Source organism: Pandoraea sp. NPDC087047, assembly GCF_044745225.1.
Classification (GTDB): Bacteria; Pseudomonadota; Gammaproteobacteria; order Burkholderiales; family Burkholderiaceae; genus Pandoraea.
The window spans coordinates 285202-297627 of the sequence record NZ_JBIUZU010000003.1 but is presented as its reverse complement, the minus strand read 5'-3'; the positions used below and the strand labels follow the sequence as shown (position 1 = coordinate 297627).

Below are 12426 nucleotides of genomic sequence, written 5' to 3'. Positions count from 1 at the left end.
CGGCCTGTCCCCCCCTCCCCGGAATCCCCCTCGTCGGCGAAAGCGATGCCGTCGCTTAAAACCGCTTGACCCTCGCGTTAGGTGAGGCTTCGGCGTTGATGCGCGGCTAAGGGCGCTAGTGCTTCAGGCGTCGTCGCCTGCCGCGAGACGTGCGCTCTGCCAGATGGCGTCGAGCACGGGGTGCGGCTGGTGACGCCGCCGGTAGAGCGCGATATCGAAGCCGATCTGCCAGTCCTTGCCGCCGACGATCGCCAGCGTGCCGCGCGCCACGTCGTCGGCTACCAGCCGTTGCGGCAACCAGGCAATGCCGGCGCCGCGTCGCGCCATCGCGAGAATGGCTTCATAAGAATCGGCCTGATAGACGGGCTTGAGCGTCGGGCGATTTGGCATCTCGGCGAGATGGCGGGCCAGCACGGCGCGCAGTGTGAGCGTGCGCGCGAAGGCCAGCCACGGAATGGGCGACGGCCCCGCCGCGAGCCGGTATCTGGCGCGTCCCTTCGCGTCGAGGGCGCTGACCGGCACCAGCACTTCGCGCGCCACGCTCAGCCAGTCGAAGCGTTCCTGATCGATCAGCAGTCGCGTATGCGCGCTGGAATAGACAATCAGCAGATCGACCTCACCGGCCGCCAGCCGCAGGATCGCTTCCTCGGCACCGCTGGTGGAAAGCGTGGCGGTGAAGAAGCCGATGCGCGAGACGGTTTCGTCGTACCAATCGGGGAAGAACGTCGCGGCCAGCGTGCGCCCGGTTGCGATCTTCAGGTTGTTCTCGAGGGTGGGCGCGGCGTCCTGCAACTGCGTGCGGGCACTGTGGAGAATGTCGAGTGCGTTGGTCGCGGCGTCGAGAAACACCGTGCCGGCGGCCGTGAGTTCGAGCGGTTTGCTGCGCTCGACGAGGCGCGTGCCGACCCACTCCTCCAGCGCCCGGATACGCCGCCCGAACGCCGGGTGCGTGACGAAACGGTTCTCCGCCGCCCGCGTGAAACTGCGTGTGCGCGCCAGTTCGACGAAGTCTTCAAGCCATCGCAGTTGCATACCGTCTCCTCACTGCCTTCACGCCTTCACCCCTTCACACCGGTTGGGCCGCTCCAGGTGCGCCTCGGGCTCAGGCCTTCGAGAGGGATTTGAGCGCGTGCTTGATGCCGTCGGACACGCTCGTGCCGTCGGACACTGTCTTGACGGCGGCAAGCGCCTCCTTGTCGGAGTAGCCCAGCGCGAGCAGCGCGTTGATGACGTCGCTCTTGTGATCGTGCGGCACGGCCGCGCCCGCCACTGTACCCAATTGCGCGCCCAGCTTGCCCTTGAGTTCGAGCAGCAAACGCTCGGCCGTCTTCTTGCCAATGCCGGGGATCTTGGTCAGGCGCCCCGACTCTTGCAGCGTGACGGCCTGTGCGATATCGGCCACGCTCATGCCCGAGAGGATCGCCAGCGCGGTGCGCGCGCCTACGCCCGAAATCTTGAGCAGTTCGCGGAACGTATTGCGCTCGTCCGGCGAGCCGAAGCCGAAGAGCAGTTGCGCGTCTTCGCGCACGATGAACTGCGTGAGCAGCGTGACGCGCTCACCGATGTTCGGCAGGTTGAAAAAGGTGCTCATCGGCACCGAGATTTCGTAACCGACACCCTGGCAGTCGACCAGGATGTGCGGCGGATTCTTTTCCAGCAACGTGCCGGAGATGCGGCCAATCATTGATGCCCCGAGAGAGTGACTTCGACAGGCGGCAAGTGTAGCAAACGGTGAGCCGCGCTTCCCCTCACGACGCGTGACTCTGCGCATGCAGCGCCCTCTAAGTAGGCAACGTCGGATAAATTCGCATTGGCGACACCCGCCATCCCATTGAAAAAAAAAAGGATTTCCTCCGTTCCATATCGGCGGCGTGCAGTCCACTGTGCCCACGAACAGCGACACTAGCGGTCCTATTAAACCGTCACTCCTGTAATGAACAACCCTCAAACTCAACAGTTGCACTACATGAATATGTCGGCGACACTGCTCTGGCACACTCTCAAAAAACCATGGGACCGGAAAATGGCAAAGCGCTTAGTGTTGTTTAACCACAAAGGCGGGGTAAGCAAAACGACGACCGTCTACAATTTGGGCTGGATACTGTCCAAAAAGCATCGCGTTTTGCTGGTTGACGCGGACCCTCAGTGCAATTTGACAAGCCTGATTCTCCGCGATGATTTTGATCACTATTACGTGGATGACAAAACTCGCCTCAATAACCTGAAGGATGGAGTAAGTGCCGCCTTCAGTGGAAAACCAATCCCGATAGTCGCGGTTGACTGTCCCGACGTAGCACGAGCGCCGAATCTTCATCTACTTCCAGGGCATGCAAATCTATCTGAGTACGATGCAGCACTAACATTCGCTCAGAACGCCAACAACGCGATCACTACCCTACAAAACCTTCCGGGCGCGTTCAATGAACTGATCGCACTTACCGAGAAAAAATACGATATTGAATACACGCTAATCGACCTCAACCCGGGGCTAAGCGCAATCAACCAAAACCTCTTCCTCAACAGCGATGTCTTCGTGGTTCCAACGAATCCAGACCCTTTTTCGGTCATGGCGTTGGGAACATTACAAACCGTACTGCCTCGTTGGGCCAACTGGAAAAACAACTCACTGGAAATCTTCGCCGAATCGGCCTATCCGTTGCGTCCTGGCACACCAAAATTTGGCGGAACCATTATCCAACGATTCAACGTTCGAAACGGGCGTGCCGCGAAACCTTATCGAGACAATATCGACGAAATCAAGTCGACAGTTTCGAACAGTCTGGTCCCTTCACTCTCAAAAGTTGGAATGACTTTCCCTGCCGAAATATACACAGACACCTTCAAATTGGAAGGGTATTGCCTTGAGGAAATTCAGGATTTCGGGGGATTACTCCCAAAAGCATTCAACGCGGGCGTTCCTGTCTTTGAACTATCTGATCGTGAAATCGGCGAGGCCGGCAGTGTTCTGACAGATTTAGCAGAAAAACGAGACAAGCTTCGCGCACAGCTAGAAGGTGTCGCCACAGAACTCATCTCACTAATGTCAAATGCTTAAGTCGATCTCTGCCTTTAGATCTAACATGAACGACGCGGACGCACTAACCGGAATTTATGATTATTTGACAGAAAATGTGCGCGGGCCGGTGAGCTTTGACGACTTACTAAGATCAAAAATAGTTTACTCGGTCAGCGCATTCGATAAGTTGCTCCACGACATCATCAGAATTGGGATGGTAGATATTTTTAGTGGCAATCGTCCGTCCACACCAAAATTTCTCAATGAGCCAATTCCTTTGAAAGTTGTGGAGCAATTAAGGTCTCCCGCTGCACCGCCATCCGAAATTGTTTTCGCCCAAACCATTCGGGAAAAACTAAAGACATTGTCATTCCAGGATCCGGAAAAAGTCGCAGATGGCCTGAGCTACATCTGGAGCGAGAATCAAAAATGGCAGAAAATTTCTGCTGAGATGGGGGACGATGAGAAAACTGTTCGCACAACACTAAAATTAATCGTTTCGCGGAGAAATGCTATCGTTCACGAAGCAGATATAGACATGTCCGCGGAAGCGAAGAGGCCAATTGACCGCCAGTCTGCGGGCGATGTCACTCGGTTTCTTAGAAACCTCGGGGAGACGATTCATAGATTGGTCTGCTAATTTCGCCCATTGCTGAGCGTCCGTGTCGCCTTTATTCAAAGGCGCTTCTTCAGCCCTCGCCCTCAACCCCCATCACCGAATCCCCGGTGGAGCGCGTTGCCGCAGAACGCAGGCATTCGAGCGCTTCGGCCACCGCGGCGCGATTTGCGCCGTCGTCGCGCCAGTACATCGAGACGCCACCGAAGCCAGCCAGCCGCAGCGGCACGATGCGCAGCGCGCCAAGTGCCTGCAAGCGGCTCGCCGTGCGGTGCGACGCCAGACCGATCATGTCGCTGTTGTTGAGCAGCGTGAGATTGAGCATCGTCGAATTCGATTCGACGGTGTCGTTCGGGAGCGGATACCCGGCCTCGGCCAGCGCCGCCTCCAGCGCGTTGCGAATCGGCGTGCCGCGCGGCCAGACCACCCAGCGATATCGCTGCATGTCCGGCCAGTCCACATTCGGGAGCGAAAACACCGGATGCCGCGCACGAGCGACGAAGTGCAACGGCTCCAGATACAACGCCTCGGCGCGCACGTTACGGTCCTGCAACTCGGGCGCCGAGCGGCCAACCACGATATCGATCTCGCTGTGCGCGAGCTGATTCATCAGCCGGTCCATCGTGTTCTCGATCACGCGCGCCTGCACGCGCGGCATGCGTTGCAGCAGCAGCAACACCGCGAGCGGCACCGTGTCCGCCGAAGACGCCCCCGAAGTGCCGATCGCCACCAGCCCGCTGCCGCCCTCGCGCATGGCGTCGAGATCGTCGCGCGCGGTGTCGAGCTGCGCTTCGATGCGTCGCGCATGCTGGATCAGCGCCTCCCCGTACGACGTCGGACGCAAACCCCGCGCCTGACGCTCGAACAGCGGCAGGCCGATGTCGTCCTCCAGATCCTTGAGCCACTTCGACAAACCGGGCTGCGTCGTGTTGAGCAGTACCGCGGATTGGCTCATGTTGCCGGTCTCCGCGAGGGTCAGCAGCATCTGCAAATTACGCAAACGCAGTCGATGAGTCCAATCCATGCCCTGTCTCCGAGCACCTCGGCGATGCCCTCGAAATCGTCCGACTCATATGATTTTTCGTATGGATCCGATGATTTATTCATTTCAAAGAATATGTCTCGCCGAGTATAACGCTATCCATGCACCCGAAAAGCCACGGCAAACCGACCGGGCCCCATCGCACAGGGAGACAAGCATGTCCGACCGCGCCCCCAGCGCCGAGCGCGCTGCCTACTACGAACACATTGGCCGCAATCACATGGCCCCGCTGTGGGAGTCGCTGCACAGCCTCGTGCCGCCCCAGCCCCGCCCGCGCGTGGTGCCCGCCCTTTGGAAATACAGCGAAGTGCGTGCGCTGGTGATGGAGGCGGGACGCGTCATCAGCGCCGAAGAAGCCGTGCGCCGCGTGCTGATTCTGCAAAACCCGGGCACGCCCGGCTCGTCGAGCATCACCGGTTCGCTCTACGCCGGGCTGCAACTGATTCTGCCGGGCGAGATCGCACCGAGCCATCGTCATACACAGTCGGCCCTGCGCTTTATCGTCGAAGGCCGCGGCGCCTGGACAGCCGTCAACGGCGAGCGCACCACCATGCATCCGGGCGACTTCATCATCACGCCGTCGTGGACGTGGCACGACCACGGCAATCCGTCAGACGGCGAACCGGTCGTGTGGCTCGACGGCCTCGACATTCCGCTGGTGCAGTACTTCGACGCAGGTTTCGCCGAGAACTACCCCGAATCGCAGCAGCCGGTACAGCGCCCCGAAGGCGACAGCTTCGCGCGCTACGGCTACAACATGCTGCCCGTGCACCACAAGGTGAGCGACCCGACGTCGCCGATCTTCAGCTACCCGTACGCCCGCTCGCGCGAAGCCCTCGACACGCTGTATCGCAACGGCGAACTCGATCCGTGGGACGGTATCAAGCTGCGCTACGTCAATCCGGCGACCGGCGGCTGGCCGATGCCGACGATGGCGACGTTCATGCAATACCTGCCCGCCGGCTTCCAGGGCAAGACCTATCGCAGCACCGATGCCACGGTCTTCTCGGTCGTCGAAGGCCGCGGCACCGTGCGCATTGGCGACGAGGTCTTCCAGTTCGAGCCGCGCGATCACTTCGTCGTGCCCTCGTGGGCACCGGTGCAACTCGCAGCGCTCGACGACGCCGTGCTGTTCAGTTACTCCGATCGCCCGGTGCTCGCCGCCCTGAATCTGCTGCGCGAGTCGCGCACCTGAGCGCGCCTTCGCCATCGACCGCGCGCAGGACACGCATCCGCCCCGGCGCGCGCTCACCGTCTTCCCCTTCATTCGTCGAGTCAAAACACCATGTCCTTCGTCTTTACCCCGCCCGCCACCGTCGCCATTCCCATTGTCGGCAGCCATGACCAGTTCGCCGTGCGCCGCGTGTATTGCGTTGGCCGCAACTACGCCGCCCATGCGCGTGAGATGGGCTTCGATCCGGACCGCGAGCCGCCGTTCTTCTTTTGCAAGCCGGCCGACGCCGTGCTGCCGGTCGCTTACGGTGAGACGCTGGCGCTGAAGTACCCTGCGCAGACGAGCAACTATCACTACGAAGCCGAACTGGTCGCCGCGATCGGCAAGGCCGGCTCGGACATTGCGCTCGACGAGGCACTGTCGCATGTGTGGGGCTACGCCGTGGGCCTCGACATGACGCGTCGCGACCTGCAAATGAAGATGCGCGAAATGGGCCGTCCGTGGGAAATCGGCAAGGCCTTCGATGCATCCGCGCCCATCGGTCCGATCCATCCGGTATCAAGCGTCGGTCACATCGAGAAGGCCGCGATTTCGCTGACGGTGGACGGCGAGCAGAAGCAGAAGAGCGACGTCACGCATCTGATCTGGTCGGTGGCCGAGACGGTCTCGTACCTGTCGCAATTCTTCCGTCTGGAACCCGGCGATCTGATCTACACCGGCACGCCCGAAGGCGTCGGCCCGGTGAAGCCCGGCGAAACGATGGTCACGGCCGTCGAAGGGCTCGGCGAAATCACGGTGCGCGTGGTCTGAGGTATCGCCATGCAGCTCTATAGCTTCTTCAATAGCTCGACGTCGTACCGCGTGCGCATCGCGCTCGCGCTCAAGGGGCTGGCGTTCGACACGATTGCGGTGAACATCCGCGTTGGCGAGCACCGTGCACAGCCGTATGTCGACGAGGTCAACGCGTCGGCCGTCGTCCCCGCGATTGTCGACGGCGACTTCGCGCTGGGCCAGTCGCTCGCCATCATCGACTATCTCGATGCGAAGTATCCCGAGACGCGTCTGGTGCCGCAGAACATCGAGGCACGTGCTCGCGTGCTCGAACTCGCCATGCTCATCAGTTGCGACATTCATCCGGTGAACAACCTGCGCATTCTGAAGTATCTGCAAGGGCCGCTGGCGCTGTCCGCCGAGCACAAGGACGTGTGGTATCGCCACTGGGTCGCCGAGGGCATGGCGGGCGTGGAACGCCTGCTCGCGAAGCACGGGCACGGCACGTGGTGCTTCGGCGATGTGCCCACGCTCGCAGACGTCTGTCTGATTCCGCAGATCGCCAATGCGCAGCGCATGGGCTGCGATCTTTCGGCGTATCCGCGAGCGATGGCCGTGTTTGCGCAAGCGGCGAAGCATCCGGCGTTCCTGGCGGCAGCGCCCGATCGTCAGCCGGATTACGCGGCGTAATTTGAAGCGGTGAAGCGCCAGGCAAGGCCGAGAACGGCGAACAGGCCGAAGTGGATGAAAAGGCAGGACGGGCCGTCAGTGCCCCAGGAGACAAGCATGAAGCAACCCCATCAACCCAAAGCGCTCGTCGTTGGCGGCGGCATCGGCGGTCTGGCCGCTGCACTGGCCCTCGCCAACCAGGGCGTGCGCATCGAACTGCTTGAGCAGGCCGAGACCATCGGCGAGATTGGTGCCGGCATTCAGCTCGCGGCCAACGCCTTCGCGGCGCTCGACGCGCTCGGCGTCGGAGAAGCGGCGCGCGGGCGGTCGGTGTTTACCGATCACATCACGCTGCGCGACGCCATCGATCGCAGCATCATCGCGCAAGTCGATGTCGGCGCGCCCTATCGCGCGCGCTTCGGCAATCCGTACGCGGTGATCCATCGCGCCGATATCCATCTGTCGATTCTCGAAGCGGTGCAGCGCAATGCGCGGATTCAATTCCGCACGGCCACGCGTGTCGTCGCGCTGGAGCAGGACGCCAACGGTGTCGCCGTCACGGATCAGCACGGCGCGCGCCACACGGCCGACGCCGTGATCGGTTGCGACGGCGTGAAATCAGCCGTGCGCGCCGCGCTGATCGGCGACGCGCCGCGCGTGACCGGCCACGTGGTCTATCGCGCCGTGGTCGACGCCGAGACCATGCCGAAGGATTTGCAGGTCAACGCACCGGTCGTGTGGGCGGGGCCGAATTGCCATCTCGTGCATTACCCGTTGCGCGGCGGCAAGCAATACAACCTCGTGGTGACGTTCCATAGCCGCGAGCAGGAAGTCTGGGGCGTGCGCGACGGCAGCAAGGAGGAAGTGCTGTCTTACTTCGAGGGCATCGACGCGCTGCCGCATCAGATGCTCGACCGTCCGACGTCGTGGCGACGCTGGGCCACCGCGGACCGCGATCCGGTCGAGCAGTGGAGCTTCGGGCGCGCCACGATCCTCGGCGACGCCGCGCATCCGATGACGCAATACATCGCACAGGGCGCGTGTCAGGCGCTGGAAGACGCCGTCACGCTCGGCGCCGCCTACGCCGCAGCAAATGGCGACTTCACCGACGCTTTTCGTCGCTACGAACATGCCCGCATTCCTCGCACCGCGCGTGTGCTGTACGGCGCGCGCGACATGGGGCGTGTTTATCATGCCAAAGGCGTGGATCGCTGGGTGCGCAACTCGCTCTGGAAGGGCCGCACGCAAACGCAGTTCTACGACGCCCTGCAATGGCTGCACGGCTGGCGCGCGGAGAACTGTCTGTCGCAAACGCCGTGGCTGGCTGACGCATAAGCGCACACCGACGCACACCGACGCAACACACACGACGCGGCCCCAAAAACAACCGCGCGTAGTCCCGTGGCGCAACGAGCCAATGCCGTCGCGCCGCTTCTGGAACCTTCGAGGAGACAACCCATGCCAGCCACCCCCATCAACGTGACGGCGTTCATCGACCGGCATCGCATTTCGCCGTTCCAGATGATGATCGTCGTCCTGTGTTTTCTGATTGTCGCCATCGACGGCTTCGACACGGCCGCCATCGGCTTCATCGCCCCCGCCATTCGGGCCGAGTGGTCGCTCACGCCCGCGCATCTCGCCCCGCTGTTCGGTGCAGGACTCGCGGGCCTGATGGCCGGTGCGTTCCTGTTCGGACCGCTCGCCGACAAGCTCGGCCGCAAGACCATCCTCATCTTCTCGGTGTTGTTCTTCGGGGTGGCGAGTCTCGCGTCCGCCTGGTCGGTGGATCTGTGGCACCTCATTGCGCTGCGCTTTCTCACGGGCCTCGGTCTGGGCGGCGCCATGCCCAATGCGATCACGCTGACGTCGGAGTACTGCCCGGAATCGCGTCGTTCGTTCCTCGTTACAACGATGTTCTGCGGCTTCACGCTAGGCTCGGCGCTGGGCGGACTGGCGTCTGCGGGCCTGATCGAGGCGTTCGGATGGCGTTCGGTATTGATTGTCGGCGGCGTCATGCCGATTGTGCTCGGCGTGATTCTGGTCCGCGTGTTGCCGGAATCGGTGCACTATCTCGTGATGGCGGGCAAATCGCCGGAGCGGGTGGCCGCGTCGCTGCAACGCATTGCGCCGCATGAGGATCTGCGCGGCGCCACGTTCAATGTCGCGACGAAGCCATCGACCACGTCACCGGTGCGTCACCTGTTCAAACCGGAATTGCTGCGCGGCACGTTGCTCTTCTGGGTGACGTTCTTCATGAGCCTGCTCGTCATCTATCTGCTCTCGAGCTGGCTGCCGACACTGCTGCGCACGAATGGTCTGACGCTGCGCAACGCTGCCATCGTCACCGCCATGTTCCAGGTGGGCGGCACGCTCGGCGCCATCGTGCTCGGCTGGTTGATGGACCGCGTCAATCCGCACTACGTGCTCGCGGCGGCCTATGTTCTGGCGGGCGTGTGCGTGGCGGCGGTCGGTCCGCTGGCCAGTTCGCCGGTGCTCGCATCGGTGGCGGTGTTCTGGGCCGGGTTCTGCGTCTCGGGAGGGCAGGTCGGTGCGGGTGCGCTGTCCGCCGGGTTCTACCCGACGGACTGCCGCGCCACGGGCGTGAGTTGGGCCAACGGCGTCGGACGTCTGGGCTCGGTGGTCGGGTCGGTCGGCGGGGCGTCGATGCTCGCGATGGGCTGGTCGATGCCCGCGCTCTTCGCCGCCATCGGCGTGCCAGCCGTGCTCGCCGGTATCACCATGCTCACGCTCGGCCGTCTGCGCCACCGGCAGGCGGTGCTCTCGCTCGACGCGACGGCGTAAGCGCTGCGCCAACCTCTCAATCGTTTCGCCAATCGGAACCGACTCATCCGTGCATCGCATCCGGCGGGCGCCATTCGCAGTGCGCGATGGCGCCCGCTTGTCTATCCATCGTGAATATTTCATGCCGTAGCGATTTGCAGCGTGTTGCAGCGCGCAAACCGTCGCAGATAGGAATAGCATGGCGTCTGACGGCGAATTCGAGGGACTCATGCGGCCCCCGGCGCTGTCGATCCAAATTCCCCTGACGGAGATTGATGGTGTCGCTGCCCTCCCTGCTGGTCATTATTCCGATGCATCCCGAGCAGTTGTCCGAACTGCAATCCCACTTCGACGTGATCTACCGCCCGAGCCACCATCCCACGCCCGAAGGCTGGGGTCCGGAGGGCGAGCGCGCGCGCTTCGTGCTCACCAACGGCTCGCGTGGCATGAACGCCGCCGAACTGGCACATCTGCCGAACGTGGAGCTGATCGGCGCGCTGGGCGCCGGTTACGAGAATCTCGATGTTGCGGCCATGCGCTCGCGCAATATCGTTGCCGTGAACGGTGCGGGCGCCAACGCGCCGACCGTCGCCGATCAGGGCTTTGCGCTGCTGCTCGCTGCGATGCGCCGCATTCCGGAGTACGACGCGGCGTGCCGCAAGGGCGTCTGGCGCGACGCGCTGCCGATGCAGCCGGGTGTCTCGGGCAAGAAACTCGGGATCGTGGGGCTCGGGGCCGTCGGACGCCAGTTCGCGAAGCGCGGGGAAGGCTTCGACATGACGATCGGCTACCGGAACCGCACGCGTCGCGACGATCTGCCCGCGCACTATCGATACTTCGACAACGTGTTGGCGCTGGCCGAGTGGGCAGACATTCTGGTCGTCACGGCACCGGGCGGCGCGCAGACGCATCACATGGTGAACGCGCAAGTGCTCCAGGCCCTGGGCAAAGACGGTTTCCTCGTGAATCTGGGACGCGGCAGCGTCGTCGATACGGCGGCCCTTGCCGAGGCGCTGCGCAATGGCACCATCGCCGGTGCCGGGCTCGACGTCTACGAAGGCGAGCCGTCGCCGCCTGCCGCACTCATCGACTTGCAGAACATTGTGCTGAGCCCGCACTTGGCCGGCCGCTCGCCCGAGGCCGAAGCCGCCACGATTGCGATGTTCCTCGAGAACACCCGCCGCTATCAGGCAGGTGAAGCAGTGTTGACGCCATTGTGAGGGTCCGACGCCATTCAGTGATTATCGAGCCCGTCGATGCTGCGCACGGGCGACGACGTGAGTGTCTCGCCGTCGTTGACGGGCTCGAACTCGATACTGCTCTTGGCGTTGCCCGTGGTGAAGGCCGTCTCGCAGATCGGGCATTTCACTTCGGCATCCGAATGGAGATAGTCGTAGAGCGCCTGAACGTTCGGCTCGCTCGCCGCCACGGCGAAACGGGATTTGCAGGTGGGACAAACGACGAAACCGGTGTGGATCGACAGCATGGTGAACCTCCTGATCGTCTTGGGGGCGATGCGATCGATTCTACAGCCAGTCTGTGCGTCGCGGCCTCGCGCGCGTACCCCTGGCAGGATCGTTCGCCGCCACGCCGATGGTCGGCTCGGCACGCGCCCCGCTGACGTCGTCGCCGACTCCGCCATGGGCTCGCCGCACCGGATCGAAGTCTTGCCAATCACCATCCTCCCAGACCCCGCTCGCTTTTTCGATCTCGGCAGCCCCCGCGTCGCGTAGCACGGCAATCGCCGTATCGGCCGTGGACTCGCTCACCTGCGTGGCCAGTATCACCCCTGCGTCGCGCATGCCCGCCCGTCTGGCGGATACGCGCCCACGGCTTCGCATGCGGGCCAGCGCGCCGAGAAACGCGCCCAGATAAGCGCCGGCCATCATGCCCACAACGGGCACCAGCCAGAAGCGCCAGATCGTCACGAACAGCAATGCCCCCAGCGCCAGACCGAAGGCGCCGCCCGCGATCACGCCCTGCGCGGCGCCCTTACCCGCCGGGCGCGCCGCAGCGTCGGCATCGACGTCACCGCCGATGGGGAATCGGGCGTGCTGTCCGGTCGGCGTGAGGAAGAAGACCGACACGTCGGACGGCCGAAATGACCGGTCATACAAGCGGCTCGCCACCAGATTCGCCTGATCGAACGTTGTAAAGCGTCCCGCCACGATCATCGCCATTGCCAACCTCCCTGTGCTGATTTCGTGCATCGATTTCTGTGGGATGACTGCCCTTTCGCTTTGTTTCATCAAGGAATTCTTATGGGCAAACAATACGCATTGAGAAAATCAATGCCCGGGAACCCCTGTACCGCGCATCGGATCGCAACGACATATGGCGAATCGGAGCGAGGAGAC

General features: G+C 62.7%; 13 protein-coding genes. 8 read left to right on the top strand and 5 right to left on the bottom strand.

From position 1 onward, the window contains the following. Positions 1 to 123: 123 nt before the first annotated feature. Positions 124 to 1032 (bottom strand): LysR family transcriptional regulator, encoded by a 909-nt coding sequence (locus tag ACIPHM_RS06890; RefSeq protein WP_400325963.1) that lies wholly within the window; start codon positions 1030 to 1032, stop codon positions 124 to 126. A 70-nt stretch (positions 1033 to 1102) separates the two neighbouring features. Then, entirely contained in the window at positions 1103 to 1684 is a 582-nt protein-coding gene (gene ruvA, locus ACIPHM_RS06885; protein WP_400325961.1) for a Holliday junction branch migration protein RuvA, read from the bottom strand. A 249-nt stretch (positions 1685 to 1933) separates the two neighbouring features. Between ruvA and ACIPHM_RS06880 the strand changes: the two genes are divergently transcribed. Further along, complete coding sequence (locus ACIPHM_RS06880; protein WP_400325958.1) at positions 1934 to 3055, top strand: ParA family protein; 1122 nt, start codon at positions 1934 to 1936, stop codon at positions 3053 to 3055. 25 nt (positions 3056 to 3080) lie between these two features. After that, positions 3081 to 3656 carry a HEPN domain-containing protein gene (locus ACIPHM_RS06875; RefSeq protein ID WP_400325955.1) on the top strand — a complete coding sequence of 192 codons (576 nt, stop codon included), beginning with the start codon at positions 3081 to 3083 and terminating at the stop codon, positions 3654 to 3656. 49 nt (positions 3657 to 3705) lie between these two features. Here the strand turns inward: ACIPHM_RS06875 and ACIPHM_RS06870 are convergent, their stop codons facing one another. After that, a complete protein-coding gene (locus ACIPHM_RS06870; RefSeq protein WP_400325952.1) occupies positions 3706 to 4656 on the bottom strand; it encodes a LysR family transcriptional regulator in 951 nt (316 codons plus the stop codon). 175 nt (positions 4657 to 4831) lie between these two features. Here ACIPHM_RS06870 and gtdA point away from each other — a divergent pair, with 175 nt between their 5' ends. The 6 genes from gtdA to ACIPHM_RS06840 all read left to right on the top strand — a co-directional run bounded on the left by gtdA (position 4832) and on the right by ACIPHM_RS06840 (position 11289). Continuing rightward, positions 4832 to 5869, top strand: a complete 1038-nt coding sequence (gene gtdA, locus ACIPHM_RS06865) for a gentisate 1,2-dioxygenase (RefSeq protein ID WP_400325949.1) — start codon at positions 4832 to 4834, stop codon at positions 5867 to 5869. 90 nt (positions 5870 to 5959) lie between these two features. Next, the gene (locus ACIPHM_RS06860) at positions 5960 to 6658 is read left to right on the top strand and encodes a fumarylacetoacetate hydrolase family protein (RefSeq protein ID WP_400325946.1); all 699 of its coding nucleotides are present in this window, start codon (positions 5960 to 5962) and stop codon (positions 6656 to 6658) included. Between the two features lie 9 nt (positions 6659 to 6667). Beyond that, a complete protein-coding gene (gene maiA, locus ACIPHM_RS06855; RefSeq protein ID WP_400325943.1) occupies positions 6668 to 7309 on the top strand; it encodes a maleylacetoacetate isomerase in 642 nt (213 codons plus the stop codon). Positions 7310 to 7405: 96 nt separating this feature from the next. Next, positions 7406 to 8623, top strand: a complete 1218-nt coding sequence (locus tag ACIPHM_RS06850; RefSeq protein WP_400325940.1) for a 3-hydroxybenzoate 6-monooxygenase — start codon at positions 7406 to 7408, stop codon at positions 8621 to 8623. 123 nt (positions 8624 to 8746) lie between these two features. Continuing rightward, entirely contained in the window at positions 8747 to 10090 is a 1344-nt protein-coding gene (locus tag ACIPHM_RS06845; RefSeq protein ID WP_400325937.1) for an MFS transporter, read from the top strand. A gap of 254 nt (positions 10091 to 10344) precedes the next feature. Next, positions 10345 to 11289: a 2-hydroxyacid dehydrogenase gene (locus tag ACIPHM_RS06840; RefSeq protein ID WP_400325935.1), complete on the top strand. Its 945-nt coding sequence runs from the start codon at positions 10345 to 10347 to the stop codon at positions 11287 to 11289. Positions 11290 to 11303: 14 nt separating this feature from the next. On the opposite strand, the gene ACIPHM_RS06835 is transcribed toward ACIPHM_RS06840, so the two are convergent. Continuing rightward, the gene (locus tag ACIPHM_RS06835) at positions 11304 to 11555 is read right to left on the bottom strand and encodes a hypothetical protein (protein ID WP_400325932.1); all 252 of its coding nucleotides are present in this window, start codon (positions 11553 to 11555) and stop codon (positions 11304 to 11306) included. A gap of 40 nt (positions 11556 to 11595) precedes the next feature. Further along, positions 11596 to 12249, bottom strand: a complete 654-nt coding sequence (locus ACIPHM_RS06830) for a hypothetical protein (RefSeq protein ID WP_400325929.1) — start codon at positions 12247 to 12249, stop codon at positions 11596 to 11598. Between the last annotated feature and the right edge of the window lie 177 nt (positions 12250 to 12426).

Excerpts from the sequence above, each read along its gene's own strand:
- ACIPHM_RS06890 (WP_400325963.1), bottom strand. The coding sequence starts at position 1,032 with ATGCAACTGCGATGGCTTGAAGACTTCGTCGAACTGGCGCGCACACGC.
- ACIPHM_RS06875 (WP_400325955.1), top strand. The coding sequence starts at position 3,081 with ATGAACGACGCGGACGCACTAACCGGAATTTATGATTATTTGACAGAA.
- ACIPHM_RS06840 (WP_400325935.1), top strand. The coding sequence starts at position 10,345 with ATGGTGTCGCTGCCCTCCCTGCTGGTCATTATTCCGATGCATCCCGAG.
- ACIPHM_RS06870 (WP_400325952.1), bottom strand. The coding sequence starts at position 4,656 with ATGGATTGGACTCATCGACTGCGTTTGCGTAATTTGCAGATGCTGCTG.
- ACIPHM_RS06845 (WP_400325937.1), top strand. The coding sequence starts at position 8,747 with ATGCCAGCCACCCCCATCAACGTGACGGCGTTCATCGACCGGCATCGC.
- ACIPHM_RS06835 (WP_400325932.1), bottom strand. The coding sequence starts at position 11,555 with ATGCTGTCGATCCACACCGGTTTCGTCGTTTGTCCCACCTGCAAATCC.
- ACIPHM_RS06860 (WP_400325946.1), top strand. The coding sequence starts at position 5,960 with ATGTCCTTCGTCTTTACCCCGCCCGCCACCGTCGCCATTCCCATTGTC.
- ACIPHM_RS06830 (WP_400325929.1), bottom strand. The coding sequence starts at position 12,249 with ATGGCGATGATCGTGGCGGGACGCTTTACAACGTTCGATCAGGCGAAT.
- ruvA (WP_400325961.1), bottom strand. The coding sequence starts at position 1,684 with ATGATTGGCCGCATCTCCGGCACGTTGCTGGAAAAGAATCCGCCGCAC.
- ACIPHM_RS06880 (WP_400325958.1), top strand. The coding sequence starts at position 1,934 with ATGAACAACCCTCAAACTCAACAGTTGCACTACATGAATATGTCGGCG.
- maiA (WP_400325943.1), top strand. The coding sequence starts at position 6,668 with ATGCAGCTCTATAGCTTCTTCAATAGCTCGACGTCGTACCGCGTGCGC.
- gtdA (WP_400325949.1), top strand. The coding sequence starts at position 4,832 with ATGTCCGACCGCGCCCCCAGCGCCGAGCGCGCTGCCTACTACGAACAC.
- ACIPHM_RS06850 (WP_400325940.1), top strand. The coding sequence starts at position 7,406 with ATGAAGCAACCCCATCAACCCAAAGCGCTCGTCGTTGGCGGCGGCATC.